Origin of the sequence: Pseudomonas sp. GOM6, from assembly GCF_029537485.1 — a bacterium.
Classification (GTDB): domain Bacteria; phylum Pseudomonadota; class Gammaproteobacteria; order Pseudomonadales; family Pseudomonadaceae; genus Aquipseudomonas.
In genome coordinates, this window is sequence record NZ_JARPUS010000011.1 from 16706 (window position 1) to 41332 (window position 24627).

Annotated in this window: 26 protein-coding genes; 5 read left to right on the forward strand and 21 right to left on the reverse strand. The window is 61.6% G+C overall.

Annotated elements, in window-relative coordinates; translation table 11 throughout:
- Positions 1 to 27 precede the first annotated feature (27 nt).
- Genes P7A97_RS13780 through P7A97_RS13795 form a run of 4 tightly spaced genes read right to left on the reverse strand, consistent with a single transcriptional unit; the run spans position 28 to position 2157 of the window.
- Entirely contained in the window at positions 28 to 513 is a 486-nt protein-coding gene (locus P7A97_RS13780) for a PilX N-terminal domain-containing pilus assembly protein (RefSeq protein ID WP_277690529.1), read from the reverse strand.
- Positions 514 to 527: 14 nt separating this feature from the next.
- A complete protein-coding gene (locus P7A97_RS13785) occupies positions 528 to 1238 on the reverse strand; it encodes a prepilin-type N-terminal cleavage/methylation domain-containing protein (RefSeq protein WP_277690530.1) in 711 nt (236 codons plus the stop codon).
- Complete coding sequence (gene pilV, locus P7A97_RS13790; protein ID WP_277690531.1) at positions 1235 to 1702, reverse strand: type IV pilus modification protein PilV; 468 nt, start codon at positions 1700 to 1702, stop codon at positions 1235 to 1237. The genes P7A97_RS13785 and pilV overlap by 4 nt, the downstream gene beginning before the upstream one ends.
- Positions 1702 to 2157 carry a GspH/FimT family pseudopilin gene (locus tag P7A97_RS13795; protein ID WP_277690532.1) on the reverse strand — a complete coding sequence of 152 codons (456 nt, stop codon included), beginning with the start codon at positions 2155 to 2157 and terminating at the stop codon, positions 1702 to 1704. The genes pilV and P7A97_RS13795 overlap by 1 nt, the downstream gene beginning before the upstream one ends.
- Positions 2158 to 2294: 137 nt before the next feature.
- Here P7A97_RS13795 and P7A97_RS13800 point away from each other — a divergent pair, with 137 nt between their 5' ends.
- A complete protein-coding gene (locus P7A97_RS13800; RefSeq protein WP_277690533.1) occupies positions 2295 to 2819 on the forward strand; it encodes a GspH/FimT family pseudopilin in 525 nt (174 codons plus the stop codon).
- Between the two features lie 4 nt (positions 2820 to 2823).
- Here P7A97_RS13800 and ispH read toward each other — a convergent pair whose 3' ends face one another.
- The 6 genes from ispH to murJ form a co-directional block, all read right to left on the reverse strand.
- On the reverse strand, positions 2824 to 3768 hold the full coding sequence (ispH, locus tag P7A97_RS13805) for a 4-hydroxy-3-methylbut-2-enyl diphosphate reductase (protein WP_277690534.1): 945 nt from the start codon (positions 3766 to 3768) through the stop codon (positions 2824 to 2826).
- 66 nt (positions 3769 to 3834) lie between these two features.
- Positions 3835 to 4272 carry an FKBP-type peptidyl-prolyl cis-trans isomerase gene (gene fkpB / locus P7A97_RS13810; RefSeq protein ID WP_277690535.1) on the reverse strand — a complete coding sequence of 146 codons (438 nt, stop codon included), beginning with the start codon at positions 4270 to 4272 and terminating at the stop codon, positions 3835 to 3837.
- Positions 4265 to 4774: a signal peptidase II gene (gene lspA, locus P7A97_RS13815; protein ID WP_277690536.1), complete on the reverse strand. Its 510-nt coding sequence runs from the start codon at positions 4772 to 4774 to the stop codon at positions 4265 to 4267. Before lspA ends, fkpB begins: the two co-directional genes overlap by 8 nt.
- Positions 4767 to 7598: an isoleucine--tRNA ligase gene (ileS, locus tag P7A97_RS13820; protein WP_277690537.1), complete on the reverse strand. Its 2832-nt coding sequence runs from the start codon at positions 7596 to 7598 to the stop codon at positions 4767 to 4769. Before ileS ends, lspA begins: the two co-directional genes overlap by 8 nt.
- A 14-nt stretch (positions 7599 to 7612) precedes the next feature.
- The gene (gene ribF / locus P7A97_RS13825) at positions 7613 to 8551 is read right to left on the reverse strand and encodes a bifunctional riboflavin kinase/FAD synthetase (RefSeq protein WP_277690538.1); all 939 of its coding nucleotides are present in this window, start codon (positions 8549 to 8551) and stop codon (positions 7613 to 7615) included.
- Positions 8552 to 8627: 76 nt separating this feature from the next.
- Positions 8628 to 10172: a murein biosynthesis integral membrane protein MurJ gene (gene murJ / locus P7A97_RS13830; RefSeq protein ID WP_277690539.1), complete on the reverse strand. Its 1545-nt coding sequence runs from the start codon at positions 10170 to 10172 to the stop codon at positions 8628 to 8630.
- Between the two features lie 182 nt (positions 10173 to 10354).
- Here murJ and rpsT point away from each other — a divergent pair, with 182 nt between their 5' ends.
- A complete protein-coding gene (gene rpsT, locus P7A97_RS13835) occupies positions 10355 to 10627 on the forward strand; it encodes a 30S ribosomal protein S20 (RefSeq protein ID WP_277690540.1) in 273 nt (90 codons plus the stop codon).
- Between the two features lie 94 nt (positions 10628 to 10721).
- Here rpsT and P7A97_RS13840 read toward each other — a convergent pair whose 3' ends face one another.
- The 5 genes from P7A97_RS13840 to rplU all read right to left on the reverse strand — a co-directional run bounded on the left by P7A97_RS13840 (position 10722) and on the right by rplU (position 14298).
- Positions 10722 to 11180, reverse strand: a complete 459-nt coding sequence (locus P7A97_RS13840) for a CreA family protein (RefSeq protein WP_277690541.1) — start codon at positions 11178 to 11180, stop codon at positions 10722 to 10724.
- Positions 11181 to 11191: 11 nt separating this feature from the next.
- A complete protein-coding gene (gene proB, locus P7A97_RS13845) occupies positions 11192 to 12310 on the reverse strand; it encodes a glutamate 5-kinase (protein WP_277690542.1) in 1119 nt (372 codons plus the stop codon).
- 66 nt (positions 12311 to 12376) lie between these two features.
- Positions 12377 to 13600 carry an Obg family GTPase CgtA gene (gene cgtA, locus P7A97_RS13850; protein WP_277690543.1) on the reverse strand — a complete coding sequence of 408 codons (1224 nt, stop codon included), beginning with the start codon at positions 13598 to 13600 and terminating at the stop codon, positions 12377 to 12379.
- Between the two features lie 105 nt (positions 13601 to 13705).
- A complete protein-coding gene (gene rpmA, locus P7A97_RS13855) occupies positions 13706 to 13963 on the reverse strand; it encodes a 50S ribosomal protein L27 (RefSeq protein WP_043308927.1) in 258 nt (85 codons plus the stop codon).
- 23 nt (positions 13964 to 13986) lie between these two features.
- A complete protein-coding gene (rplU, locus tag P7A97_RS13860) occupies positions 13987 to 14298 on the reverse strand; it encodes a 50S ribosomal protein L21 (RefSeq protein ID WP_277690544.1) in 312 nt (103 codons plus the stop codon).
- A 305-nt stretch (positions 14299 to 14603) separates the two neighbouring features.
- Between rplU and P7A97_RS13865 the strand changes: the two genes are divergently transcribed.
- Together P7A97_RS13865 and P7A97_RS13870 are read left to right on the forward strand one after the other, a co-directional pair.
- Positions 14604 to 15572 carry a polyprenyl synthetase family protein gene (locus P7A97_RS13865; RefSeq protein ID WP_277690545.1) on the forward strand — a complete coding sequence of 323 codons (969 nt, stop codon included), beginning with the start codon at positions 14604 to 14606 and terminating at the stop codon, positions 15570 to 15572.
- 132 nt (positions 15573 to 15704) lie between these two features.
- Complete coding sequence (locus P7A97_RS13870; protein WP_277690546.1) at positions 15705 to 15947, forward strand: hypothetical protein; 243 nt, start codon at positions 15705 to 15707, stop codon at positions 15945 to 15947.
- Positions 15948 to 16113: 166 nt separating this feature from the next.
- Here the strand turns inward: P7A97_RS13870 and P7A97_RS13875 are convergent, their stop codons facing one another.
- From P7A97_RS13875 to P7A97_RS13895, 5 genes are all read right to left on the reverse strand, one after another.
- A complete protein-coding gene (locus tag P7A97_RS13875; RefSeq protein WP_277690547.1) occupies positions 16114 to 16731 on the reverse strand; it encodes an FKBP-type peptidyl-prolyl cis-trans isomerase in 618 nt (205 codons plus the stop codon).
- Between the two features lie 112 nt (positions 16732 to 16843).
- A complete protein-coding gene (locus P7A97_RS13880; RefSeq protein ID WP_277690548.1) occupies positions 16844 to 17338 on the reverse strand; it encodes a TIGR00645 family protein in 495 nt (164 codons plus the stop codon).
- Between the two features lie 181 nt (positions 17339 to 17519).
- Complete coding sequence (locus P7A97_RS13885) at positions 17520 to 17861, reverse strand: hypothetical protein (protein ID WP_277690549.1); 342 nt, start codon at positions 17859 to 17861, stop codon at positions 17520 to 17522.
- A gap of 165 nt (positions 17862 to 18026) precedes the next feature.
- On the reverse strand, positions 18027 to 20480 hold the full coding sequence (locus tag P7A97_RS13890; RefSeq protein ID WP_277690550.1) for an AAA family ATPase: 2454 nt from the start codon (positions 20478 to 20480) through the stop codon (positions 18027 to 18029).
- 84 nt (positions 20481 to 20564) lie between these two features.
- Complete coding sequence (locus P7A97_RS13895) at positions 20565 to 20888, reverse strand: TraR/DksA family transcriptional regulator (protein WP_277690551.1); 324 nt, start codon at positions 20886 to 20888, stop codon at positions 20565 to 20567.
- A gap of 137 nt (positions 20889 to 21025) precedes the next feature.
- Between P7A97_RS13895 and P7A97_RS13900 the strand changes: the two genes are divergently transcribed.
- Positions 21026 to 22867, forward strand: a complete 1842-nt coding sequence (locus P7A97_RS13900; RefSeq protein ID WP_277690552.1) for a DUF4105 domain-containing protein — start codon at positions 21026 to 21028, stop codon at positions 22865 to 22867.
- A gap of 58 nt (positions 22868 to 22925) precedes the next feature.
- Here the strand turns inward: P7A97_RS13900 and ettA are convergent, their stop codons facing one another.
- The gene (ettA, locus tag P7A97_RS13905) at positions 22926 to 24593 is read right to left on the reverse strand and encodes an energy-dependent translational throttle protein EttA (protein WP_277690553.1); all 1668 of its coding nucleotides are present in this window, start codon (positions 24591 to 24593) and stop codon (positions 22926 to 22928) included.
- Positions 24594 to 24627 lie beyond the last annotated feature (34 nt).

Here is a 24627-nt window from a genome sequence, read left to right on the forward strand (position 1 = left end):
GCCAGAGGGTGCTTGCTCGGGCACGCATCAGTTCTTCGCGTATATGCTTTCCAGCGCGGTTGTAACCCCGCCCACCGAAGCCACTGCAGTAACCCTGAACAGAGTCACCACCTCGCCGTTGACCACATTCACCGCATCGGTGGAAGGCCCCAGTTTTTGCAGTTGGTAATAGCTGTTGCCGTCGGAGGCACTTCTCCAAACATCGCAGGTGCCCGAACTGACACTGATGGAACTCCAGTCAGGCGCTCTACAGTTATTACCTACGCATTGTGTGCAGGCCGCGATGTTAACCGCGTTGACGTCGCTAGCAATCAAGCCTTCGCCTTCGCGTAGAGCAGCCTCGGCATACTGGAAGCTCTGGTTCTTGAACTTACTATTGCCGGCCATCTTTTCCTGCATGACCGCGCCCTGCATACCTACAACGCCAATAATGGTCAGTAGCAGTAGAAATATCAGACTGACAAACAGTGCAGCCCCACACTGGGACTTATGAAAGGTTAGACAGACAGCCATCCTGAACATCCTCTTCAAAGCAGGCGATTACGCAGTGCAGCGACGACGGTATAGGTCTGCGGCGCCACCTTGCCGGTACTGTCGACCATTTGCAGCGCAACCCGTACGCTGCGTACACGCGCCATATCGGCAGCAGACGGCTGGATATAGTTACCCGAGACGTAGGTATCACTAGCCGACGCCGCTTGAGCAAACTGAATGTCCAGCGAACCCACACCATCAATAAGGGTCTGGAAATTACCGGCATTCTCCTTCACTTGGAGCTGGCCATTATTCAACCGATAGGTCACCTTGCGAATCGGCAGGGCGATCTGCCCGGCACCTGGGGTCGCATTGCCCTGCTGAACAGAGGCGGTGCTACGACAATCGGTCAGCAACGTCCAGTGAGCGTCAGTGGTAGCTGCAGCGCCGGACGCTGGGCTGGATGTGACAATGGTCAATTCCGAACCGCCGGCATTCCAGTCGATCGGCGTATTGAAATCGGCTTGCCAGTTAGTGATCGAGGTAGCATCCAAGCAGCCGAACATTCCCGCCATACGTAGCTCCTGGGAGATACGGGTAAGCACATAGCGGGCATCCTCCTGCATGGTGGAAGCTGCAGTCTGAGCCTGGTAAGTCTGCTTGCTGCTGACGAATATCTGTGTAATGCCCAGCAGCACGATAAGACCGAGAAGCATGGAGACCATGATCTCGATAAGGCCAAAACCTTTTTGCGTACTAATCATGGGACAGCCACCGAAACGTCTGTTGTTACCGCGAAAGAGCCAATACGCTCGTTGTTATCCTGATCCACCCCGCCTGCGCGTGCTTCGGACCAGCTCACTGATACGGTGACGGTAGTGCCATTGACGTTGATCGAGCCCTCACCATCAGGCAGAGACTGGACGTTGGCAACAAAGTCCTGAATATCCGTAGCGCATATGCCCGAGCAGCCAGCACTGGCAGAGGTATCTGCCAGATCATAACCATCCAGCACAGTGGGCTCTGCATTGGCCCTGATCCGATCGATAATGTCGTAGGCGATAAAACTGGCTTGCGAGGTGATCCGCGAGCTCTCGGTGTATTTGAGGGCATTGAGCTGCATAGCAGCAGCGCCCAACACTCCAATGGCGACAACAAACACAGCGACCATCACTTCGATCAGTGTAACGCCGCGCTGATCGCGCATAGCCTGACTGAACGTGCGCATCAGCACCCCCCCGCGCCGACGACGATGCGCCCGGTCGGGCATACCGTCAGAGTTTTGCTAGTGCTACCACGGGTGTAAGCAAAATCCACCGCACTCGTGGGGCTCTGCAACCCACCCAGGTTGTTGAACTGGATAGTGGTCACATCATTGGTGGCCGCTACAACAGCGCCGCCCGCCATACCTTTGAGCTTGCGCACGGGATTACCTACGGCGTCGCGCACTTCCAGGTTACCACTCCAGCCCCCCGCAGCAACCACAGAGCGATTTTGACTGGTGTTGATGGCCTCGAGGCGAGCGGTACTGAGTGCTCGCTGTAAACCGTTCATGTCGGTGTCAGCCCTTGAGCGCTCGATTAGGCCACTAAATGCCGGCAGGCCCAGGCCAAGCAATACCGCCAGCACTGCCAGCGCAGTCATCAATTCGACCAGCGTGAAGCCCCGACTGTAACGAACCATTACAAATCTCCATTAATTGCTGGAAAACTATATCCGGACACCCTCACTAGTACCTCGACAGTGGGATATACGGTCAAATTACCCCCCTCAGCGTTGCGCTTGCTGGCAAATTCGTCGAGCGCACCTATAGTCGAGAGGTGAATGAGTCCAAGGAAGGATTTCAATTGCGCAATCGCGGCTTCACTCTCTCAGAGCTATTAACAGCGCTTTCCATTGCCTGCCTACTAGCAGCTTCAAGTGGTCCGATCAGCACGCTCATCAGTAAACTTCGCCTGACCCAATGCGCTCAGGACTTTACTGCCGCGCTGCGCTTTGCACGCAGCCGCGCAATTCATGATCAAACGGGTATTACCGTGGCTGCCAGAGATGGCAACTGGGTTAGCGGCTGGATCATTTTCACTGACCCCAATCGCAATGCGCAGCTCGATAGCGGCGAAATACTGCTGATCAGCCAGGCCGGAACCCAGGGTATACGCGTAACAACCAACACCCCTGTCAGAAGCTACATTCACTACTCGGCACAAGGAACATCTCAGCTGAGCAACGGCGGCTTTCAGGCCGGCACGCTAAAGCTATGCTCCTCAGACAGATCACTGCCAGGCATCCAAATAACGCTGAACAGCACCGGAAAAACCCGGAGCAGTGAGGTCGCGTGCCAATGAGCAGCTAGAGGTGCCTAACCCGCAACTCTTTCGGCATCGAAAACGTCACGTTCTCCGGCCGGCCATCCAGCTCTTCTGCGCCAGTCGCCCCCCAGCCGCGCAACTTCTCGACCACCCCCAGCACCAGCACTTCGGGAGCTGAGGCGCCCGCCGTAATACCCACGCGCTGAGCACGGGCAAACCACTCCGGCTGCAGGTCTTCTGCGCCATCGATCAAATAGGCCGGGGTTTCCAGGCGCTCAGCCAGCTCGCGCAGGCGATTGGAGTTGGAGCTGTTGGGGCTACCCACGACAAGCACCACATCGCACTCGGCGGCCAACTGCTTGACCGCATCCTGGCGGTTCTGGGTGGCGTAACAGATGTCATCCTTGCGCGGACCGCCAATGCTGGGAAACTTGGTACGCAGAGCATCGATGACCTTGCTGGTGTCGTCCATCGACAAAGTGGTCTGGGTCACGAAGGCCAGGTTCTCCGGATTACGCACCTGCAGAGCCGCCACATCGGCCTCGTCCTCGACCAGGTAAATCTCGCCTCCATTGCTGCGGTCATACTGCCCCATGGTGCCTTCGACTTCCGGATGCCCCTCGTGGCCGATGAGGATGCACTCACGGCCGTCGCGACTGTAACGGGCTACTTCCATGTGCACCTTGGTCACCAGCGGGCAGGTGGCATCGAACACCTTGAGACCACGACGCTCAGCTTCCTGGCGCACCGCCTGGGAAACGCCATGCGCACTGAAGATAACGATGACATTGTCGGGGACCTGGTCGAGTTCCTCGACAAACACGGCACCACGGGCGCGCAAGTCTTCGACGACAAACTTGTTATGCACCACCTCATGACGCACGTAGATCGGCGCGCCAAATACTTCCAGGGCGCGATTGACGATTTCGATGGCGCGGTCGACGCCTGCGCAAAAGCCACGGGGGTTGGCAAGTTTGATTTGCATGCTGGAAGTCTCGACGGCGCGATGAAGGCAATGGGGAGAGTGTACGCCTCTCCCCGGCGAAGCAGGTCAGACTGGACGAACCTCGATGATTTCCACATCGAAACTCAGGGTCTTGCCGGACAGCGGGTGATTGAAGTCGATGGTCACCTGCTGCTCGTCGAAGGCTTTGACGATGCCTGGCAACTCGGCATTGGCCGCATCGTTGAAGATGATCAGCAGCCCTTCGGACAACTCCATGTCGGCAAACTGGCCACGGGGCATCACCTGCACGTTTTGCGGGTTGGGCTGACCGAAAGCACTTTCTGGCTCGATCTGCAGGCTGCGCTTGTCGCCGGCTTTGAAGCCATAGAGCGCGGCCTCGAAACCCGGCAGCAGGTTGCCATCGCCCACCTTGAAGGTGGCTGGCTGCTTGTCAAAGGTGCTGTCGACTACATCACCGTTTTCCAGTTTGAGGGCGAAATGCAGGGTGACTTCCTTGTCCGGCCCGATACGCAGATCAGTCATGGGCAGGTTCTCCGGACTTTTTGCTCTTGAACATATCCAGCGCCAGCATGATGGCACCGACGGTGATGGCGCTGTCAGCCAGGTTGAAGGCAGGGAAGTAATGCACGTTACGCCAGTGCACCAGGATGAAATCAACCACATGGCCCAGCACCACACGGTCATACAGATTGCCCAGCGCACCACCGAGGACCATAGCCAACGCAACGGCCAGCCAGGTCTCGTCGCGCTTGAGGCGCGTCAGCCACACCACTAGTACGGCACTGACACCAACGGCGATGGCGGCGAACAACCAGCGCTGCCAACCGGACTCACCGGCCAGGAAGCTAAAGGCAGCGCCACGGTTATAGACGTGCACCCAGTCGAAGTAGCCGTCAATAACGGTCACGCGCTGGCCATATTCCAGGACCTGCAACACCAACTGCTTGCTGCCCTGATCAAGAAACAACACCAGCGCGGCCAGCCACAGCCAGGCCAGGCGCCCAAAGCGCGACGTATCAGACATGCTTGCGCACCTCACCGTCACCCTCGATGTTGCTCACGCATCGACCGCACAGCTCCGGGTGATTGGCATGACTGCCGACATCGGCCACGAAGTTCCAGCAACGACCGCACTTGGCGTGTGCAGACTTGACGATCTTCAACTTCAGCCCCGGCACCTCGGTAGCCACCGCATCAGCCGGCGCATCGGCCAGCGGCGCAACGGTCGCAGCGGAGGTAATCAGGGCAAAGCGCAATTCGTCGTCGAGCTTGGCCAGAGCCGGCGCCAGCGCCTCATCGCCGTACAGCGTCACCTCGGCCTGCAGGTTGCCACCGATGGCTTTGCTGTTGCGCAGGTTTTCCAGTTCCTTGTTCACTGCGGCCCGCACCTCGGTGAGTTGCGCCCAATAGGCGACATCCAGCTCGAAGCACTGCGGCAGGCGCTCAAGACCTTCGTACCAGGTGTTGAGCATTACCGACTCGTTACGCTCGCCCGGCAGGAACGACCAGACCTCATCGGCGGTGAAGGCGAGAATCGGCGCAATCCAGCGCACCAGCGCCTCGGCGATGTGGTACTGGGCACTCTGGCAGGAGCGACGCGCCGCGCTATCGGCGGCAGTGGTGTACTGGCGGTCTTTGATCACGTCCAGATAGAAGCCGCCCAGTTCCTGCACACAGAAGTTGTGCACCTTGGAATAGACGTTCCAGAAACGGTATTCGCCGTAGGCTTCGATGATCTCGGCCTGCAGGCGCGCGGCGGCATCCACCGCCCAGCGATCCAGGTCGAGCATCTGCTCGGCCGGCAGCAGGTCCTTGGCCGGGTCAAAGTCGCCGAGGTTGGCGAGCAGGAAGCGCATGGTGTTACGGATACGCCGGTAGGCGTCAGCGCTGCGCTGCAGGATGACCTTGGATACGGCCATCTCGCCCGAATAGTCGGTGGAGGCGACCCACAGACGCATGATGTCGGCGCCCAGGCTGTCGTTGACTTCCTGTGGCGCAACCACGTTGCCGAGCGACTTGGACATCTTGCGGCCGTTCTCGTCGACCACGAAACCGTGGGTCAGCAGCGCCTTGTAGGGCGCGCGGCCGTCGATGGCGCAGCCCGTCAGCAGCGAGGAGTGGAACCAGCCACGGTGCTGGTCGGAGCCTTCCAGATAGAGGTCGGCACGCGGACCAGCCTCATGGCCCAGCGGGTGCGAGCCACGCAGCACATGCCAGTGGGTAGTACCGGAGTCGAACCAGACGTCCAGGGTGTCGCTGATCTTGTCGTAGTCGGCCGCCTCGGCACCCAACAGCTCGGCGGCATCGAGCTTGAACCAAGCCTCGATACCCTGTTCTTCAACGCGTTTGGCCACGTCCTCCATCAGCTCGACGGTACGCGGGTGCAACTCGCCCGTTGCCTTGTGCAGGAAGAATGGGATCGGCACGCCCCAGTTGCGTTGGCGCGAGATGCACCAGTCCGGGCGCCCAGCGATCATGCCGTGCAGACGCGCCTGCCCCCAGGCCGGGACGAACTGGGTCTGTTCGATGGCGGCCAGGGCACGTTCACGCAGGGTGGTGCCGTCGTGAGCCTGCTTGTCCATGCCGACGAACCACTGCGCAGTGGCGCGGTAGATCAGCGGCGTCTTGTGGCGCCAGCAGTGCATGTAGCTGTGCTGGATGCTCTCGTGTTTGAGCAGCGCACCGACTTCGCCGAGTTTTTCAACGATGGCCGGGTTGGCCTTCCAGATGAACTGGCCGCCAAAGAACGGCAGCTCGGTGACATACACACCGTTGCTCTGCACCGGGCTGAGGATGTCATCGTTGCTCATGCCGTACTGCATGCAGGTGCGGAAGTCGTCCTCACCGTAGGCGGGCGCGGAGTGCACCACGCCGGTACCGGCACCCAGCTCGACGTATTCGGCCAGATACACCGGCGAGAAGCGCTCGTACAGTGGATGACGGAAACGAATCAGTTCCAGCGCACGACCTTCGGCGCGACCGATGATCTCGCCAGCCAGGCCATAGCGTTGCAAGCAAGCCTCGACCAGCTCCTCGGCCAGCACCAGCAGGCGCTCACCGGTATCGACCAGCGCGTAGGTGAACTCGGGATGGACGTTCAGCGCCTGGTTGGCCGGGATGGTCCAGGGGGTGGTGGTCCAGATCACGATGGCGGCGGGCTTGTTCAGCGCACTCAGGCCGAAGGCAGCAGCCAGCTTGTCGGCATCCTCGATCGGGAAGGCCACATCGATGGCATCGGACTTCTTGTCCTGATACTCCACCTCGGCCTCGGCCAGTGCCGAGCCGCAGTCGAAACACCAGTTGACCGGCTTCAGGCCCTTGAACACGAAGCCCTGCCTGACCATCTCGGCCAGGGCACGGATTTCGCCGGCCTCGTTGGCGAAGGCCATGGTCTTGTACGGGTTGTCCCACTCGCCCAGCACTCCGAGACGAATGAAGTCGGCCTTCTGCCCCTCGATCTGCTCGCCGGCATAGCTGCGGCAGCGCTCGCGGGTCAGGTCGGACGGCTGATTCTTGCCGAAGGTGGTCTCGACCTTATGCTCGATCGGCAGGCCGTGGCAGTCCCACCCTGGCACGTAGGGGGCGTCGAAGCCAGCCAGGGTCTTGGAACGGACGATCATGTCCTTGAGGATCTTGTTGACCGCGTGACCGATATGGATGTTGCCGTTGGCGTAGGGCGGGCCGTCGTGCAGAACGAACTTCGGCCGGTTGGCGCCGATCTCCCGCAGCTTCTGGTACAGACCAATGCTGTCCCAGCGCGCCAGGGTCTGCGGCTCGCGCTGCGGCAGGCCGGCCTTCATCGGGAAGGCAGTTTCCGGGAGGTTCAGCGTGGCTTTGTAGTCGGTCATCTCAGGCTCTTCGATCAATCAAGCGGTTGGCCAAGCCAGTAGGCCCGGGCGGCGGCGACATCCGCGTCGATCGCCATTTTCAGCGCCTCCAGAGAGGCGAAACGCTGCTCGTCACGCAGCTTGTGGTGGAATTCCACCGTCAGGCGCTGGCCATACAGGTCACCAGCGTATTCCAGCAGATGCACTTCCAGGTGCGGGCTACCGTCTCCCTCTACCGTCGGGCGCTGGCCGATATTGGCCACGCCATGAAGACGCTGCCCCTGGTGCAGCACACTGACCAGGAACACGCCCTGCAGCGGCGGCTTACGCCGCTTGAGCTGCACGTTGGCCGTCGGCGTACCCAGCTGGCGCGCCAGCTTCTGGCCGTGCAACACGCGACCCGCCAGGGCATAGGGTCGCCCCAGCAGGCGCTCGACCAGTTCCAGCTTGCCGGCCTGTAGAGCCTGGCGCACACGGGTACTGCTGATGCGCTCGCCATCCAGCTCGACGGTCAGGGCCGCCTCGACACTGAAGCCCTGTTGGGCACCGGCCTGCACCAGAAAGTCGAAGTCGCCGCCACGCCCTGCACCGAAGCGGAAATCATCACCCACCTCCAAGTGCTGTATACGCAGCCCCTCAACCAGCACCTGACGCACGAACTCGTCGGCCGACAGCTCGCGCAGACGGCGATTGAAGGCCAGACACAGGACGAAATCGACGCCCTCGCCGGCCAGCAGCTCCAGTTTTTCGCGCAAGCGGGTCAGCCGCGCCGGCGCAGTATCCGGGCCGAAAAACTCACGCGGCTGCGGCTCGAAGATCACCACGCAGCTCGGTACACCCAGCTCGATGGCGCGCTCGCGCAGGCGCGCCAGAATGGCCTGATGGCCACGATGCACGCCATCGAAATTACCGATGGTGGCAACGCAGCCTTGGCTGAATGGGCGTAGATTGTGAAGGCCTCGAACCAGCTGCATAGCATGCTACTTGCTTACAACAAAGTCGGCGATTATACGCACAGGCGGCCAACGGGGACAGGCAGCACGTCCGCCATCAACCCACCGCCCGCCGGGCGAAGTCGCGCGGGCGAAAGCCGAGCAGCGCGAGCATGGCGAAATAGCTCAGTAAACCGGCCAACACCACCCCCCCAAGACGTAGCAGACGCCCCAACATATCGCCCTGCCCCCAGGCTGGCATGACATACAGCAGCGCCAGAAGCACGGCGACCATCACCACCACCGCCACGACCACCTTGAGCAGGAACAACAGCCAGCCCGGCTGCGGCTGATACATACGCCGGCTACGCAGCTGCCAGTAGAGCAAGCCCGCATTCAGACAGGCCGCCAGACTGATGGCCAGCGCCAGACCGGCATGCTTCAGATCCAGACCAAACACGAACAGCGCATTCATCGCCTGAGTCGCCAACAGGCTGACGATGGCAATGCGCACGGGGGTCTTGATGTTCTGCTGGGCATAAAAGCCCGGCGCCAGAATCTTCACCAGGATCAGCGCCAGCAGACCAACCGAATAGGCCACCAGCGCCTGCTGGGTCATCGCCGAATCATGTGCAGTGAACTTGCCGTACTGAAACAGCGAAACGATCAGGGGTTCGGCCAGGATTGCCAATGCCAGCGTGCAGGGCAGCACCAGCAGAATGCACAAGCGCAAGCCCCAGTCGAGCAGCCGCGAATACTCCTCGCGGTCGGCGCTGGCATAAGTCTTGGCCAGCACCGGCAGCAGGATGGTGCCCAGTGCCACACCCAGCACGCCAGAGGGCAACTCCATCAGGCGGTCTGCGTAGTACATCCAGGACACAGAGCCAGCCACCAGGAATGAGGCGAAGATGGTGTTGATGATCAACGAGATCTGGCTGACCGACACACCAAAGATCGCCGGCCCCATTTGTTTAAGCACCCGCCACACACCGGTATCGCGCAGACTCAAACGCGGCAGCACCAGCATGCCGATCTGCTTCAGCGCCGGCAGCTGCCAGAGGAACTGCGCCAGGCCACCCACCAGCACCGCCCAGCCCAGCGCCATGATGGGCGGATCGAAGTAAGGCGCGAACCAGACCGAGAACACGATCATGCTGACATTAAGCAGGGTCGGCACGAAGGCCGGCACCGAGAAGCGGTTCCAGGTATTGAGCACCGCCCCGACCAGCGATGACAGCGAGATCAGCAATATATAAGGAAAGGTCACCCGCAGCAGATCGGTAGTCAGCGCAAACCGCTCGGGCTCGTCAGCAAACCCCGGGGCACTGATCCAGACGATCCAGGGTGCCGCGAGAATCCCCAGCAGCGTGATCAGTGCCAGCACCAGCGTCAGCAGGCCAGCCACGTAGGCGAGGAAGGTACGCGCCGCCTCCTCGCCCTGCTGAGCCTTGTATTCGGCCAGAATCGGCACAAAGGCCTGGGAAAATGCACCCTCGGCAAAAATACGGCGCAATAGATTGGGCAATTTGAAAGCAACGACGAAGGCGTCGGAGGCCACGCCAGCACCAAAGGTTCGAGCAATGATGGTGTCGCGAACGAAACCCAGCACGCGCGAAAGCATGGTCAGAGAGCTGACAGCGGCCAGGGATTTGAGCAAATTCATGGAGCCTCGGAGATCGGCAATGCCGGCGCGGGGCCCCGGCGAATTAGAGCCTGGAGTTTAACCAGCCACCGCCGGTCAGGCCAGCTTGGCAAAACGCTTACAGGCTTGACAGATGCTTCAGGCATCGGAATAATTCGCGGCCTTATTTGTTTGCAACCCCCTTCTTTTCAAGGAGCTTGACGGTGGCCAATACACCTTCTGCCAAAAAACGCGCCAAACAGGCTGAGAAGCGTCGTAGCCATAACGCCAGCCTGCGCTCCATGGTCCGTACCTACATCAAAAACGTGGTCAAGGCCATCGACGCCAAGGACCTGGAAAAGGCTCAAACCGCCTACACCCTGGCTGTCCCTGTGATCGACCGCATGGCCGACAAAGGCATCATCCACAAAAACAAGGCCGCTCGTCACAAGAGCCGCCTGAACGGTCACATCAAGGCCATGGCTACCGCCGCCTAAGATGTAGCGCTCACGAAAAACCGGCCTTCTGGCCGGTTTTTTATTGCCCGCGATTTCTGCACCGATAAAAAAGCCGGGAACACCCGGCTTTTTCTTACTGACTCGTCCAGGGACGGATCGGAATCGCCGTCACCGCATTCTGCGGGCTCCCTTCGATCACGCGATCGCTGTACACCAGATAAACCAGGGTATTGCGCTTCTCATCGAAAAAACGCACTACCTGCATGGTCTTGAACACCAGCGACGTGCGCTCCCTGAACACCTCCTCACCATCCTTGAGTCCTCCCGCAAAGCGAATCGGCCCAACCTGACGACAGGCAATCGATGCCTCTGCGCGATCCTCAGCCAGACCAAGGCCGCCCTTGATTCCGCCCGTCTTGGCACGCGAAAGATAACAGGTCACACCTTCGACCTTAGGGTCATCGAATGCCTCAACCACGATCTTGTCGTTCGGCCCCATCCACTTGAACACGGTAGAGACCTCTCCGATTTCCTCTGCCTGCACCAACACCGGCAGCAGAACGCAAAGCCCCAGCAATCCCTTGATGCGCATGGACAAACCCCTCAGACCAGAATCAAGTTGTCGCGATGCACCAACTCCGGCTCATCGACGTAACCCAGCAATTTCTCGATCGACTCGGAAGACCGCCCAGCAATCTTCTGGGCTTCTAGCGCACTGTAATTGACCAAACCACGCGCAATCTCGCGACCGTCCGGCGCCACACAGACCACCATCTCACCACGGCGGAAGCCGCCGCGCACTTCCCTCACCCCAACCGGCAGGAGGCTCTTGCGATCCAACGTCAACGCCTTGACCGCACCAGCATCCAGCACCAGGGTACCGCGCGTTTGCAGGTGACCTGCCAGCCACTGCTTGCGCGCCGCCAGCAGGCCACGCTCGGGCGCCAGCAGGGTACCCAGCCGCTCACCCGCCTTGAGACGATCCAACACCCGCTCAATACGCCCACCAACGATGACCGTATGCGCTCCAGAGCGGGCCGCCAGCCGCGCCGCACGTAGCTTGGTCTGCATACCGCCGCGCCCCAGAGCACCACCCGTGCCACCGGCCACCGCATCCAGAGAGGGATCATCCGCGCGCGCTTCGAAAATCAGCTGGGCATCGGGGTTGTGCCGCGGATCGGCATCGAACATGCCATCACGATCGGTGAGAATCACCAGCAGGTCGGCCTCGACCAGGTTGGCCACCAGCGCCGCCAGGGTATCGTTGTCACCGAAGCGGATCTCGTCGGTGACAACGGTATCGTTTTCGTTGATCACCGGCACCACACCCAGATCGACCAGGGTGCGCAAGGTGCTACGGGCATTGAGGTAACGCTTGCGATCCGACAGATCGTCATGGGTTAGCAGCACCTGCGCCGTATGGCTGCCATGCTCGGCGAAACTGGACTCCCAAGCCTGCACCAGGACCATCTGCCCGATGGCAGCCGCCGCCTGCAACTCATGCATGGCACTGGGCCGGACAGGCCAGCCGAGGCGACTCATGCCTGCAGCTACGGCTCCAGACGACACCAGCACCAGCTCAATACCCGCAGCCCGCAGGGCATTCATCTGCTCAACCCAGACCGCCATGGCAGCACGATCGAGACCGCGCCCGTCGGCCGTCAACAGAGCACTACCAATCTTCACTACCCAACGCTTCGCGCCGGTCACCTTGTCCCGCATGATGCCCTCTACCCCAAGCCAGTCAGCACAACGCCGCTATAAAGCGGCGCTGCACAATACCTACTCTCAGTCTCTGACGTAAATGATCTCAGGACCGTCTTCATCGTCCTCGAAATCATCCCAGTCATCGTCATCGCCAATATCGTCGATGCTCTTCAAGCCAGCACGACGCAGGGCACGCTTATCATCCAGCGCCTGCAGACGGGCGCGTGCCTCATCCTCGATACGCTGATTCAGCCCGATCATAGCCTCGGCAAACGCCGGCTCTTCCGCCATGCGCTCGTCACGCTCATCCATGTAACGCATGATGGCCTGCGCCAGCGCCTCGGTACCCTCGCGCTCCAGCGCCGAAATAACGAAGACCGGCCCCTTCCAGTCGAGACGCTCGACTACCGCACGCATGCGCTCCTCACGCTCATCATCGAGCAACTGGTCCGCCTTGTTCAAAACCAGCCAGCGCTCGCGCTCAGCCAAGGCCGGACTGAACTTCTCCAGCTCAGTGATGATGATCTCAGCAGCATCGGCAGGATCACTCTGATCCAGCGGCGCCATATCGACGAGATGCAGCAACAGGCGGGTACGCGCCAGGTGCTTGAGGAAGCGAATACCCAGACCGGCGCCCTCGGAAGCCCCTTCGATCAAGCCAGGAATATCGGCGATGACGAAGCTCTTGTAGCGCCCGACACTGACCACACCCAAGTTCGGCACCAGGGTAGTGAAGGGATAATCCGCCACCTTAGGCTTGGCCGCCGATACCGAGCGAATGAAGGTGCTCTTACCGGCATTCGGCAATCCCAGCAGACCGACGTCCGCCAACACCTTCAACTCCAGCTTGAGGTCACGCTGCTCACCCGGCTTGCCCGGCGTAGTCTGACGCGGCGCGCGGTTGGTGCTGGACTTGAAGCGAGTATTACCCAAACCGTGCCAACCACCCTGCGCCACCATCAGGCGCTGGCCGGCCTTGGTCAGATCACCGATGACCTCCTGAGTGGTCGCATCGATCACCGTGGTACCCACCGGCACCGGCAGGATCAAATCATCACCCTTGGCACCGGTACACTCAGTACTGCCACCCTTCTCACCATTCTTGGCATGGAAGCGACGGGTGTAGCGATAGTCGATCAGAGTGTTGAGGTTTTCATCGGCCTCCAGAAACACGGAGCCACCATCACCACCGTCGCCGCCGTTGGGGCCACCCTTCTCGATGAATTTCTCCCGGCGGAAACTCATCATGCCGTTACCGCCGTCTCCGGCTTTTACAAATATCGAAACTTCATCGACGAATTTCATTGGCTCGCCTCCCGCCGCGACAGCGGGTTAGTGAACAGAAAACACAGGATACACAGAAACAAAAAAGCCCCGTCGCAAGACAGGGCTTTTTCAGCAAACGCGACCTTAGGCGGTCACGATGCTCACGTAACGGCGGTTGAACTCACCCTTTACGTCGAACTTGATCACACCGTCGACTTTCGCGAAGAGAGTGTGGTCCTTGCCCATGCCAACGCCGTAACCAGCGTGGAACTGGGTGCCGCGCTGACGCACGATGATGTTGCCGGCCTTGATGACCTGACCACCGTACATCTTCACGCCAAGGCGTTTACTTTCGGAATCGCGGCCGTTACGAGTACTACCGCCAGCTTTTTTGTGTGCCATGAGTCAAATCTCCTAAAAAGGGATCAGGCCTGGATGCCAGTGATCTTGATTTCGGTGAACCACTGACGGTGGCCCTGACGCTTCATGTGGTGCTTACGGCGGCGGAACTTGATGATGGTCACTTTGTCGTGACGACCCTGAGCAACCACCTCAGCAACAACCTTGGCACCGTCAACAACCGGAGCACCGATTTTGACGTCGTCGCCGCTGCCAACCAGCAGAACGCGGTCGAAAGTCACGGATTCGCCGGTGGCGACTTCCAGCTTCTCGACCTTGAGGAATTCACCTTCGGCGACTTTGTACTGCTTGCCACCGGTAACAATTACTGCGTACATGGATATATCTCCGTTAAACCTGCTCACCCGACTCTTTATAGGAAGAGTTATTGGCCGGCATGGCTGCATGGGGCCGGAACTGACGCCCGTGCAATTGCGTAAGGCAGGGAGTGCCCATAGAAGTTAGGGGCCGCGATTGTACGGAAAGCCTTAAACAGGCGCAAGCCCCGCCAGCCCTTGCCTTGACAGCCCCCAGCCCGCCACCTAGCATGCCGCGCAGCCCGAATCTTGCGGGCGCGCACCGCAAATCTGCGACCTCATCGACGAGAGCTGCAGATCCCCAGCTTCAGGAGCCCCCCTCACCGATGCAACCCCAGGCCTTCTACAGCGTGGTAGCGGACGATTTCGCCGCCGTCGACGGCATCATCCGCCAGCAGCTGAAATCCCGCGTCCCCCTGGTGGAAAAGATCGGCGACTACATTATCTCGGCTGGCGGCAAACGCCTACGCCCGCTGCTGGTACTGCTCAGCGGCCGTGCCTTGGGCTATCAGGCAGACGACCTGCGCCTGCTGGCCGCCACCATCGAGTTCCTGCACACCGCAACCCTGCTGCATGACGATGTGGTCGACATGTCCGGCATGCGCCGCGGTCGCGCCACCGCCAACGCCCAGTGGGGCAACGCGCCGAGCGTGCTGGTTGGCGACTTCCTCTATTCCCGTTCGTTCGAAATGATGGTCGAGCTCGGCTCCCTGCCGGTGATGCAGATCCTATCCCGCGCCACCCGCGTGATCGCTGAGGGCGAAGTGCTGCAGCTGTCCAAAGTACGAGACGCCAGCACCACGGAAGAGACTTACATGGAGGTCATCCGCGGCAAGACCGCCATGCTGTTCGAAGCCTCGACCCACAGTGCTGCCGCCCTGGCCGGCGCGAAGGATGACGAAACTCAGGCCCTGCAACGCTTCGGCGATCACCTGGGCATTGCTTTCCAGCTGGTCGACGATCTGCTCGACTATCAGGGGGATGCCGCCACCCTGGGCAAGAACGTCGGCGACGACCTGGCCGAAGGCAAGCCGACCCTGCCGCTGATCTACACCATGCGCGAAGGCACTGCCGAGCAAGCCACACTGGTGCGCAGCGCGATCCAGAAAGGCGGCATCGAGGACCTGGAGAGCATCCGTGCCGCCGTACAGGCATCCGGTGCGCTCGACTACACCGCACGCCTGGCCCGCGAGCATGCCGACCAGGCCATCGCCTGCCTTGACGGCCTGGCACCCAATGCGCACCGTGACGCCCTGATCGAGCTGAGCAAGTTCGCCGTCGCCCGCACTCACTGAGCCATGCCGCCACAGAAAGCCCGTCCTTGTGACGGGCTTTTTGCATGTGCCGACAAAAGGCACGATTGAGGCTTGCTATTTAGATAATAGGAATTATTCTCATCTCAACTGAAATTCACAAGGAGATGATCCATGACTTATTTGATCGACGCCTGGCTGGATCGCCCGCAGCCCTACCTGCGCATTCTCAACCGCGAAACGGGTGAGGTTTGTGCTGTGCTGGAGGAAGAGGCCATTGATGAACTGCGCGACCAGGGCGACCTCGACCTGACCAGCCTCAACTCCAACGAGCCGGGCGCACTCAAGGAGCTGGTACGCAGCCTGTTCCTGTTTTGCTATGCGCGAGCGCTGCGCCCGCACGGTGAGACGCACTGAGCCAATTACACAGCCGACACTGCGGGCGAGGCCAACGGCGGCCCACTCGGCAGGATCACACCGATACGGGAAGGAGCGGAGCATGGGCAATGCGCCCCATGCGCGAAGGCGAAGACGCCTTCGCAGGTGCCCGGTGCGCTCAGGACGAGCGCCCGGACATCGCTAATTACAGGATGTCGAGCAGCTCGACGTCGAACACCAGCACGCTGTGCGGCGGGATGCTGCCGGCAGCCTGGCCACCATAGGCCAGCTCGCTTGGCACGTGCAGACGCCACTTACTGCCGGTATTCATCAGCTGCAGGGCCTCGACCCAGCCAGCGATCACACCGCCGACCGGGAATTCCGCCGGCTGGCCGCGCTCGTAGGAGCTGTCGAACACGGTGCCATCGATCAGGGTGCCGTGGTAATGGGTGCGCACGTGATCCTCGCGGGACGGCTTGGCGCCCTCGCCCGCCACCAGCACTTCATACTGCAGGCCCGATTCCAGCACGGTTACACCGTCACGCTTGGCGTTCTCGACCAGGTACTCGCGACCTGCGGCAGCAGCCTTCTCGGCCTTGGCAGCCGCCTCGGCCTGCATCACTTCGCGGATCACGCGGAAGCTGGCATTCAGTGCCTCGGGGGAAACCTGGCTCGGCTGGTTGTTGAAAGCATCACGCAGGCCCGCCACGATGGCTTCCAGGCTGGCGCCCGGCGGCGGGTTGTCGCGCAGCTGGTCACCCAGTTGACGGCCGATACCGTAGCTGACGCGTGCTTCGTCGGTGGAAAGATTCAGTTCGGACATGGCCGGGCTCCGCTAGGGGTCAAAAAAGGCCGGCCAGACTAGCACAGACACCCAGAAACGAAACCGCCCGGTCGCTTGGTAACGACCGGGCGACAGATCAGGCAGGCATGCTTCAGTGATCGTGCTTGGTCAGCTTGTCCAGATAGCCCATGGCAAAGGCCGAGACCACGAAGGTCATATGGATGATCACATACCACTTCAGATGCTCGGGCTCGATGTTTTGCGCATCCATAAAGACCTTCAGCAGGTGGATGGAGGAAATCGCCACGATCGAGGCTGCCACCTTCATCTTCAGCGAACCGGAGTCCATCTTGCCCAACCAGCTGAGCTTCTCCTTGCTGTCGTCGATATCCAGCTGAGACACGAAGTTCTCGTAGCCGGAGATCATCACCATCACCAGCAGACCACCGACCAGCGCCATGTCGATCAGCGACAGCAGCACGAGGATCAGGTCGGCCTCGGCCTTCTCGAAGACATGCGGCAGGATGTGAAAGACTTCCTGGAAGAACTTCAGCGCCAGGGCAAGCAGGGCCAGCGACAGGCCGAAATAGATGGGTGCCAGCAACCAGCGCGCTGCGTACATCGCATTTTCGATAAAGCGTTCCATGAGGCCTCGCCGAGTTGAAAAATCGCCGGCGAGTATACCCAGCCGAACGTGACGGACAAAGACGCAAAGTGTGGCGTATGTTATCCCCGCAATCTGTGGATAAACGTGTGGGCAGCACCTGAGAAAAGTGCGCTGACGCCCGCCAGCACAGGGAGCACAACAGGTTGGGCAAAAAGTGCGCTTAATTCTCCGGACGGAACATCCGGCTATCGATGCCCTGGCTACGCTCACCGTTCTGCCGGCGCAGCTCGGCCTGCAGATGCAGACGCCAGATGAGGGGCTCCGAACAGGGCTCATAACCTTGCACAGCTAAACACCGCGCGATCGAATCGAGCACTTCCTCGGCCACCAAAGGCCCATGGAATGGGCCTTGCGCCTTAATCGCCGAGGGTTGCGCCGCCGTCATGCCGGCGGCGCAGAGCAGCGTCCACAGGCCACGCTCACCGGCCAGCGGGCGCACTTCACACTCGATACGGGTGGTCAGGCCAAGGCACTGACGGGTAAGACAGAGGCTGCGCGGCATGGCGACGATCCTCGCGAGGTCTGGTCTTCAGACTACACCCCGACGCCGCACGAGGAAAAGATCAAAGTTACCCCCACAGACTGTGGATAACTCTGTGGAAGATGGGTGGGAGAAATGCGCGCGGCGACGCCCCATGCAGGCGCCGCCGAGCTGGTCAGCGAGTGATCACTCCTTGACGATCTTCGGCGCTGGCTTTGCCCGTGGCTTGCTCGCCTTGGCCTTGGCCGGCTCCTTGTCCTTCTCTTCCTCCTCCATGCCCTGCTCGGCAATGCTGCGCAGACGCTCCACCACCCGCGCATTGACACTGCCCTTGGCAAACTGGCCCTTGGCATCCTGAGCGCCAGCCGGCTCACCGAGCAACAGGCCGAGCGCGTCATCGACATGGCGCACGGCGTAGACGTGGAACTGCCCGGCACGCACGGCCTGCAGTACTTTCTCGTCAAGCATCAGGTTGCTGACATTGGAGTGCGGAATGATCACGCCCTGCTCACCGGTGAGACCGCGCGCCTCGCACAGACGGAAGAAGCCCTCGATCTTCTCGTTGACCCCACCGATCGCCTGCACCTCACCGAACTGGTTGATCGAACCGGTGATGGCGAAGCACTGCTTGAGCGGCATACGCGCCAGCGCCGAGATCAACGTGCAGACCTCGCCCAGCGAAGCACTGTCGCCATCGACATAGCCGTAGGATTGTTCCAAAGCGATGCTGGCGGAAATTTCCAGAGGGAATTCCTGGGCGTAGCGGCTGCCGAGGAAGCCGGTGAGGATCATCACGCCTTTTGAATGGATCGGCTGACCCAGGCTGACTTCGCCCTCGATATCGACGATACCGCTGCCACCGGGGTAGACAGTGGCGGAAATCCGCGCCGGCACACCAAAGGCCGAGTCGCCGACTTCCAGCACGGTCAGGCCATTGCACTTGCCGATGGCCGAGCCCTGGGTGTCGATCAGAATGATGCCGGCCAGCATGTCGTCGATGATCCGCGCCGACACGCGCCCGGTGCGGTCGGCCTTGGCCTTCAGCGCACGCTCGATATGGCCGACATCGGTCACCTCGTCACTGGCCAGCTGGCGAATGAAGTCTGCCTCGCTGACCAGCTGAAACAGATCACCGATGCGCGCCGACAGGCGCCCCTGGTGCTCGGCCAAACGCGCACTGTAGGTAGCCAAACGCGCTACCGCCGCAGCGGTCAGCGGCGCCATGCCCTCTTCCGAAGTACGGGTTTTGAGCAGCTGGGCGAACTGCTCCAGGCTGTCGTCGCCGACGGCAATCTCCTCGTCGAAGTCGACCAGGACACGGAACATCTCCTGGAAGTCCGAATCCATGTCCTGCAGTGCGTAATACAGCTGGCGCGAGCCGATGATGATGACCTTGAGATGCAGATCGATCATCTGCGGACTGAGCGTCACGGTAGCGACCCGCCCGAAATCCCCCAGCGGCGACTCCATTTTCAGCTGGCGCGAATGCAGCGCACGCTTGAGGGCGTCCCAGACGAAGGGCTCACTCAGCAGCTTCTCCGCCTCGACGATCAGGTAACCGCCGTTGGCCCGGTGCAACGCACCCGGGCGCAGCTGGCGATAACTGGTGTAGAGCGCGCCCTGGTCGGTGCTGTACTCGATGCGGCCGAACAGGTTGTCGTAGGTCGGGTGTGGCTCGAACACCACGGGCACGCCACCGTCGACATGGTGGCCGACGACCAGGCTGGGGCTGTACTGCTCTTCGAGCATCTCGCGGCGCTGGGCGTCCGGCTTGTCGTCCAGCAGCTGGTCGACCACGGTTTTCAGCAGGTTGACCTGCACCGCCTGCAGGTAGGCGCAGACCCCGGCATTTTCCGCGTACTGCTGCGACAGCGGCGCCAGTAACGGCTCCAGGGCCAGGCTGATGGTTTCCTCGTTGAGTTTGCGCAGCTGGTTGCTGCTCTCGCGCTTCCACTGCGGCAGGCTGGCCAGCTCCTCGTTGAGGCGCTCCTCCAGCTCGGAGATGTCGCGATGAAAACGCTCGCGCTCGGCGTCCGGCAACTGGGAAAACTCGGCCTCGTCGAGGGCCTTGCCGTCCTTCATCGGGGTGAAGGCGATGTTGCTGCTGTCGCGGTAGAGCGCGACCTCCTTGTCCAGCGCCAGCTTCTCGATCAGGTCCAGGGCCTTGTCGTAGCGCTGGTTGAACACGCGATCGATGGCGCTCTTCTTCTGCTGGTAGGTCGGCGTCTCGAACACCGCCGGGAAGGTCGCCAGCAGGTTGTCGATCAGGTGGCCAATGTCGGCGATGAAGGCCGCCGCACTGCCGGCCGGCAATTGCAGGGCACGTGGCTCGCGCGGTTCGTCGAAGTGGTTGACGTAGACCCAGTCTACCGGCGTCGGTTGACGCTTGGCCTCGGCCTTGAGGTAGCGCTGCACGAAGGAAAAGCGGCCGGTGCCCGGCTCGCCCATCACGTAGACGTTATAGCCGGGGCGCGGCATCGCCACGCCAAATTGCAGGGCCTCCACCGCGCGCTCCTGGCCGAGCACGCCGCGGAAGGGTTCGAGATCATCGGTGGTGGTGAAGTTGAACTGGTCGGGAGCGCAGGGACGGGTCAAAGCATCGGGCGCCAGGCGCAGGCTGGCAGCGAAGGATTCGGGCATCGGAAGTCCTTGTCGAAGCGGCAGGCCGCAAGATGGAACCATTCTGGCGCCGCCCCGGCGCCCCTGGCAAGGCTCATTGCCGCCTCACACCTCGCCCCGTTCCGCACAGGCCAGGCAACACTCCGCAGCCGGCCAAGCCTGCAGTCGCGCAGGCTCGATAGGCTCGCCGCAGCGCAGGCAAAGTCCGTAGCGGCCCGCGGCCAGACGCTGCCGCGCCAGGCCAACCTGACGCAGCCCCGCCTCGGCTTCCGCCAACAGCGCCTGCAGCACCTCATCGTTCTGCCGCTCCTGCGCCTGCTCGGCGAAATCAGCGTTATGCGGCAAGCCCAGATCGTGGCGAATGGCTCTGGCACGCTGACTGTACTCGTCGAACAGCTGCTCCAGCGCGGGCCCGGGATCAAAACTCATGGCACACCTCCGGTTTGTTTCGTTTCAGTGTGGACGCTGCGCACGCACTTGCATTGACCACGATCAGCAGCTTGCTTGACAGGCGCCCGCCGAGCCTGCAAAAAGCTCCAGCAAAGCCCCGGAAGAAGGCGTCACGCTTGAAACGGAAGTTGCCCTGGCTGGCCCTGTGCCTGGCCGCCCCCCTGTACGCCAACCAGGCCGACCTGGCTCACCTGGCCAACGACCCCTACTGGATTTCCCTTGGCCACTACGAGCGCGGCACGCTCGGCGGCTGGCGCAGCTATGTCGACGACCGTGACTTCTTTCTCGCCGCCGATGGCGACCACGATCCGCAGGCCGAGTTGCTGGCCACTCGCAACGCGCTCTACGCCTCGCCAAGCCTGGGCGACAAACACCCGCAATGCGTGTTCCCCGCGCGCACCCGCTGGCTGCGCGAGCGCCTGAACCTGCACGACTTGCCCCAGGTCGAGTGCAGCGAGTTTCGCGCCTGGTACGGCGACATCAAGCCGCACAGCACCGTGCTGGTGTTCCCGGCCGCCTACCTGAACAGCCCGTCCTCCATGTTCGGCCACACCCTGCTGCGCATCGACCAGGCCGATATCGATAGCGACAACACCGCCATGCTCAGCTACGCGGTGAACTTCGGCGCCTTTATCGAGGGTGCCGACAACAGCATTCTCTATGCCTGGAAAGGCCTGATGGGCGGCTACCCGGGACTGTTCGCCCTGCTGCCCTATCGCGAAAAGATGGCCGAGTACAGCCGCCTGGAAAACCGCGACCTGTGGGAGTACCGCCTCGACCTCACGGCCGAGGAAACCGGGCGCATGGTCGAACACCTGTGGGAGCTGAAGCAGATCCAGTTCGACTACTTCTTCTTCGATGAAAACTGCTCCTACCGCCTGCTGGAATTGCTGGAAGTCGCCCGCCCCGGCCTGGAACTGACCGACGAATTCCCCATCACCGCCATCCCCGCCGACACCGTGCGCGCAGTCAAGGATGCCGGCATGGTGCAGCGCATCGACTACCGCCCCTCGCGGGAAAAGGAGCTGATGGCCCGCGCCAAACCGCTGGACGCCAACGAGCTGGAGTGGGTCAAGAGACTGGCTGCCGATGACGGACGCCTGAGCGATCCCGAATTCCTCGCCCTGCCTGCCGAGCGCCGATCCCTGGTACAGGATGCGGCCTTCCGCCTGCTGCGCTATCAGGTGCACGGCCTGGGTCGTGATGAGAGCAGCGCCCAGCGCAGTTACCAACTGCTGCGCGCAATCAACCAGAACCCGCCTCCAGCACTGCAGACCGAACGCCCGGACCTGCCGGAAGAGGGCCACGAGTCGCGCACCTGGCAACTCGGCGCCGGCAGCCGTGGCGATCGCGCCTTCGCCGAGTATGGCCTGCGCATGGCTTACCACGATCTGAACGACAACCTCAGCGGTTTCCCGTTGGGCGCGCAGATCGAGATTCTCGGCCTCAAACTGCGCCAGTACGAGGAGAACCACTGGCAGCTGCAGGAGCTCAACCTCGCCACCATCCGCTCCCTGACCCCGCGCAACGCCCTGCTGCAGCCCTGGAGCTGGCAGGTCGGCGGTGGCCTGCAACGCGTGCCGGGCGAGGATGGCGAGCAAACCCTGGTCAGCCACCTCAGTGGCGGCGCCGGCGGTACCTGGCAGCTGGGCGAAGGCACGCTTGCCTATGTCCTGGCCACCGCCCGAGTCGAGCACAACTCTGACTTCGCCCCCTACCTGGCGCCAGCCATGGGCTTCGACAGCGGCCTGCTGTGGCGCAACGACCTGGGCAACCTGACGCTGGAAGCCAAGGGCGATTACTTTCACAACGGCGAGGTACGCCGACGCCTGGCGCTGACCCAGCAATGGGAAATGTCGCGCAACCTCGGCCTGCGCCTGAGCGCGGCCCGCGACTTCAGCAAAGTCGGCGATACCGACAACGAAGTGATGCTGCAACTGCGCTGGTACTACTACTAAGCCCTTCAGCCAATAAAAAACGGGGCCCACAGGCCCCGTTTTGCTTAGCCACTGACGCTTACTGCGCCAGCTTCTTGTAACGCACGCGGTGCGGCTGCGCGGCGGCATCGCCCAGGCGCTTCTTGCGGTCGGCTTCGTACTCGGTGTAGTTGCCTTCGAAGAACTCGATGTGCGAGTCGTCCTCGTACGCCAGGATGTGCGTCGCCACGCGGTCGAGGAACCAACGGTCGTGGGAGATCACGATGGCGGCGCCAGGGAAGTCCAGCAGCGCCTCTTCCAGCGAGCGCAGGGTTTCCACGTCGAGGTCGTTGGACGGTTCGTCGAGCAGCAGCACGTTGGCGCCCTGCTTCAAGGTCAGGGCCAGGTGCAGACGGCCACGCTCACCCCCGGAGAGGTCCTTGACGAACTTCTGCTGGTCACCGCCCTTGAAGTTGAAGCGCCCGACATAGCCGCGCGAGGGCACTTCATAGTTGCCGATCTTGATCATGTCGAGGCCGTCGGACACGGCTTCCCACACGGTCTTGCTGCCGTCCAGATCGTCGCGGCTCTGGTCCACGCAGGCCAGCTGCACGGTATCGCCGATCTCGATGACGCCGGCATCCGGCTGTTCCTTGCCCATGATCATGCGGAACAGGGTCGACTTACCGGCGCCGTTACCACCAATCACGCCGACGATGGCGCCTTTCGGGATGCTGAACGACAGATCGTCGATCAGCACGCGATCGCCATAACCCTTGCTGACGTTCTTGAACTCGATGACCTTGTCGCCCAGGCGCTGGCCGGCCGGGATATAGATCTCATTGGTCTCGGCACGCTTCTGGAATTCCTGCGACTGCATTTCCTCGAAGCGCTGCAGACGCGCCTTGGACTTGGCCTGACGAGCCTTGGCACCTTTGCGCACCCACTCCAGCTCTTCCTTCATGGCCTTTTCATGGGCCGACTGCTGCTTGGATTCCTGGGCCAGACGATCCGACTTGGCTTCCAGCCAGCCGGAGTAGTTGCCTTCGTACGGAATGCCGGCGCCGCGATCGAGTTCGAGGATCCAGCCGGCGACGTTGTCGAGGAAGTAACGGTCGTGGGTGATCGCCACCACGGTACCCGGGAAGTCGTGCAGGAAGCGCTCCAGCCAGGCCACCGAATCGGCGTCCAGGTGGTTGGTCGGTTCGTCCAGCAGCAGCATATCCGGCGCCGACAGCAGCAGGCGGCACAGCGCCACGCGGCGCTTCTCGCCACCGGACAGGTGCTCGACCTTGGCCTCCCACGCGGGCAGGCGCAGAGCGTCGGCGGCGACTTCCAGCTGACGTTCCAGGTTGTGGCCGTCGGCAGCCTGCAGGATGGCCTCCAGCTTGGCCTGCTCGGCGGCCAGGGCATCGAAGTCGGCGTCCGGCTCGGCGTAGGCGGCGTAGACCTGATCCAGACGCGCCTGGGCATCCTTGATCTGGCTCACCGCTTCCTCGACCACTTCACGCACGGTCTTGCTCGGGTCGAGCTGCGGTTCCTGCGGCAGGTAGCCTACGTTGATGCCGGGCATGGCGCGGGCTTCGCCGTCGAACTCGGTATCGACGCCGGCCATGATGCGCAACAGGGTGGATTTACCCGCGCCGTTCAGGCCGAGCACGCCAATCTTGGCGCCCGGGAAAAACGACAGGGAGATGTTCTTGAGGATTTCCCGCTTCGGCGGCACGACCTTGCCGAGCCGATGCATGGTGTAGACGTATTGGGCCAAGGAGCACCTCTTAAAAAGTCAAAATGAAACGCAC

Excerpts from the sequence above, each read along its gene's own strand:
- P7A97_RS13780 (WP_277690529.1), bottom strand. The coding sequence starts at position 513 with ATGGCTGTCTGTCTAACCTTTCATAAGTCCCAGTGTGGGGCTGCACTG.
- P7A97_RS13785 (WP_277690530.1), bottom strand. The coding sequence starts at position 1,238 with ATGATTAGTACGCAAAAAGGTTTTGGCCTTATCGAGATCATGGTCTCC.
- pilV (WP_277690531.1), bottom strand. The coding sequence starts at position 1,702 with ATGCGCACGTTCAGTCAGGCTATGCGCGATCAGCGCGGCGTTACACTG.
- P7A97_RS13795 (WP_277690532.1), bottom strand. The coding sequence starts at position 2,157 with ATGGTTCGTTACAGTCGGGGCTTCACGCTGGTCGAATTGATGACTGCG.
- ispH (WP_277690534.1), bottom strand. The coding sequence starts at position 3,768 with ATGCAAATCAAACTTGCCAACCCCCGTGGCTTTTGCGCAGGCGTCGAC.
- fkpB (WP_277690535.1), bottom strand. The coding sequence starts at position 4,272 with ATGACTGATCTGCGTATCGGGCCGGACAAGGAAGTCACCCTGCATTTC.
- lspA (WP_277690536.1), bottom strand. The coding sequence starts at position 4,774 with ATGTCTGATACGTCGCGCTTTGGGCGCCTGGCCTGGCTGTGGCTGGCC.
- ileS (WP_277690537.1), bottom strand. The coding sequence starts at position 7,598 with ATGACCGACTACAAAGCCACGCTGAACCTCCCGGAAACTGCCTTCCCG.
- ribF (WP_277690538.1), bottom strand. The coding sequence starts at position 8,551 with ATGCAGCTGGTTCGAGGCCTTCACAATCTACGCCCATTCAGCCAAGGC.
- murJ (WP_277690539.1), bottom strand. The coding sequence starts at position 10,172 with ATGAATTTGCTCAAATCCCTGGCCGCTGTCAGCTCTCTGACCATGCTT.
- P7A97_RS13840 (WP_277690541.1), bottom strand. The coding sequence starts at position 11,180 with ATGCGCATCAAGGGATTGCTGGGGCTTTGCGTTCTGCTGCCGGTGTTG.
- proB (WP_277690542.1), bottom strand. The coding sequence starts at position 12,310 with ATGCGGGACAAGGTGACCGGCGCGAAGCGTTGGGTAGTGAAGATTGGT.
- cgtA (WP_277690543.1), bottom strand. The coding sequence starts at position 13,600 with ATGAAATTCGTCGATGAAGTTTCGATATTTGTAAAAGCCGGAGACGGC.
- rpmA (WP_043308927.1), bottom strand. The coding sequence starts at position 13,963 with ATGGCACACAAAAAAGCTGGCGGTAGTACTCGTAACGGCCGCGATTCC.
- rplU (WP_277690544.1), bottom strand. The coding sequence starts at position 14,298 with ATGTACGCAGTAATTGTTACCGGTGGCAAGCAGTACAAAGTCGCCGAA.
- P7A97_RS13865 (WP_277690545.1), top strand. The coding sequence starts at position 14,604 with ATGCAACCCCAGGCCTTCTACAGCGTGGTAGCGGACGATTTCGCCGCC.
- P7A97_RS13870 (WP_277690546.1), top strand. The coding sequence starts at position 15,705 with ATGACTTATTTGATCGACGCCTGGCTGGATCGCCCGCAGCCCTACCTG.
- P7A97_RS13875 (WP_277690547.1), bottom strand. The coding sequence starts at position 16,731 with ATGTCCGAACTGAATCTTTCCACCGACGAAGCACGCGTCAGCTACGGT.
- P7A97_RS13880 (WP_277690548.1), bottom strand. The coding sequence starts at position 17,338 with ATGGAACGCTTTATCGAAAATGCGATGTACGCAGCGCGCTGGTTGCTG.
- P7A97_RS13885 (WP_277690549.1), bottom strand. The coding sequence starts at position 17,861 with ATGCCGCGCAGCCTCTGTCTTACCCGTCAGTGCCTTGGCCTGACCACC.
- P7A97_RS13890 (WP_277690550.1), bottom strand. The coding sequence starts at position 20,480 with ATGCCCGAATCCTTCGCTGCCAGCCTGCGCCTGGCGCCCGATGCTTTG.
- P7A97_RS13895 (WP_277690551.1), bottom strand. The coding sequence starts at position 20,888 with ATGAGTTTTGATCCCGGGCCCGCGCTGGAGCAGCTGTTCGACGAGTAC.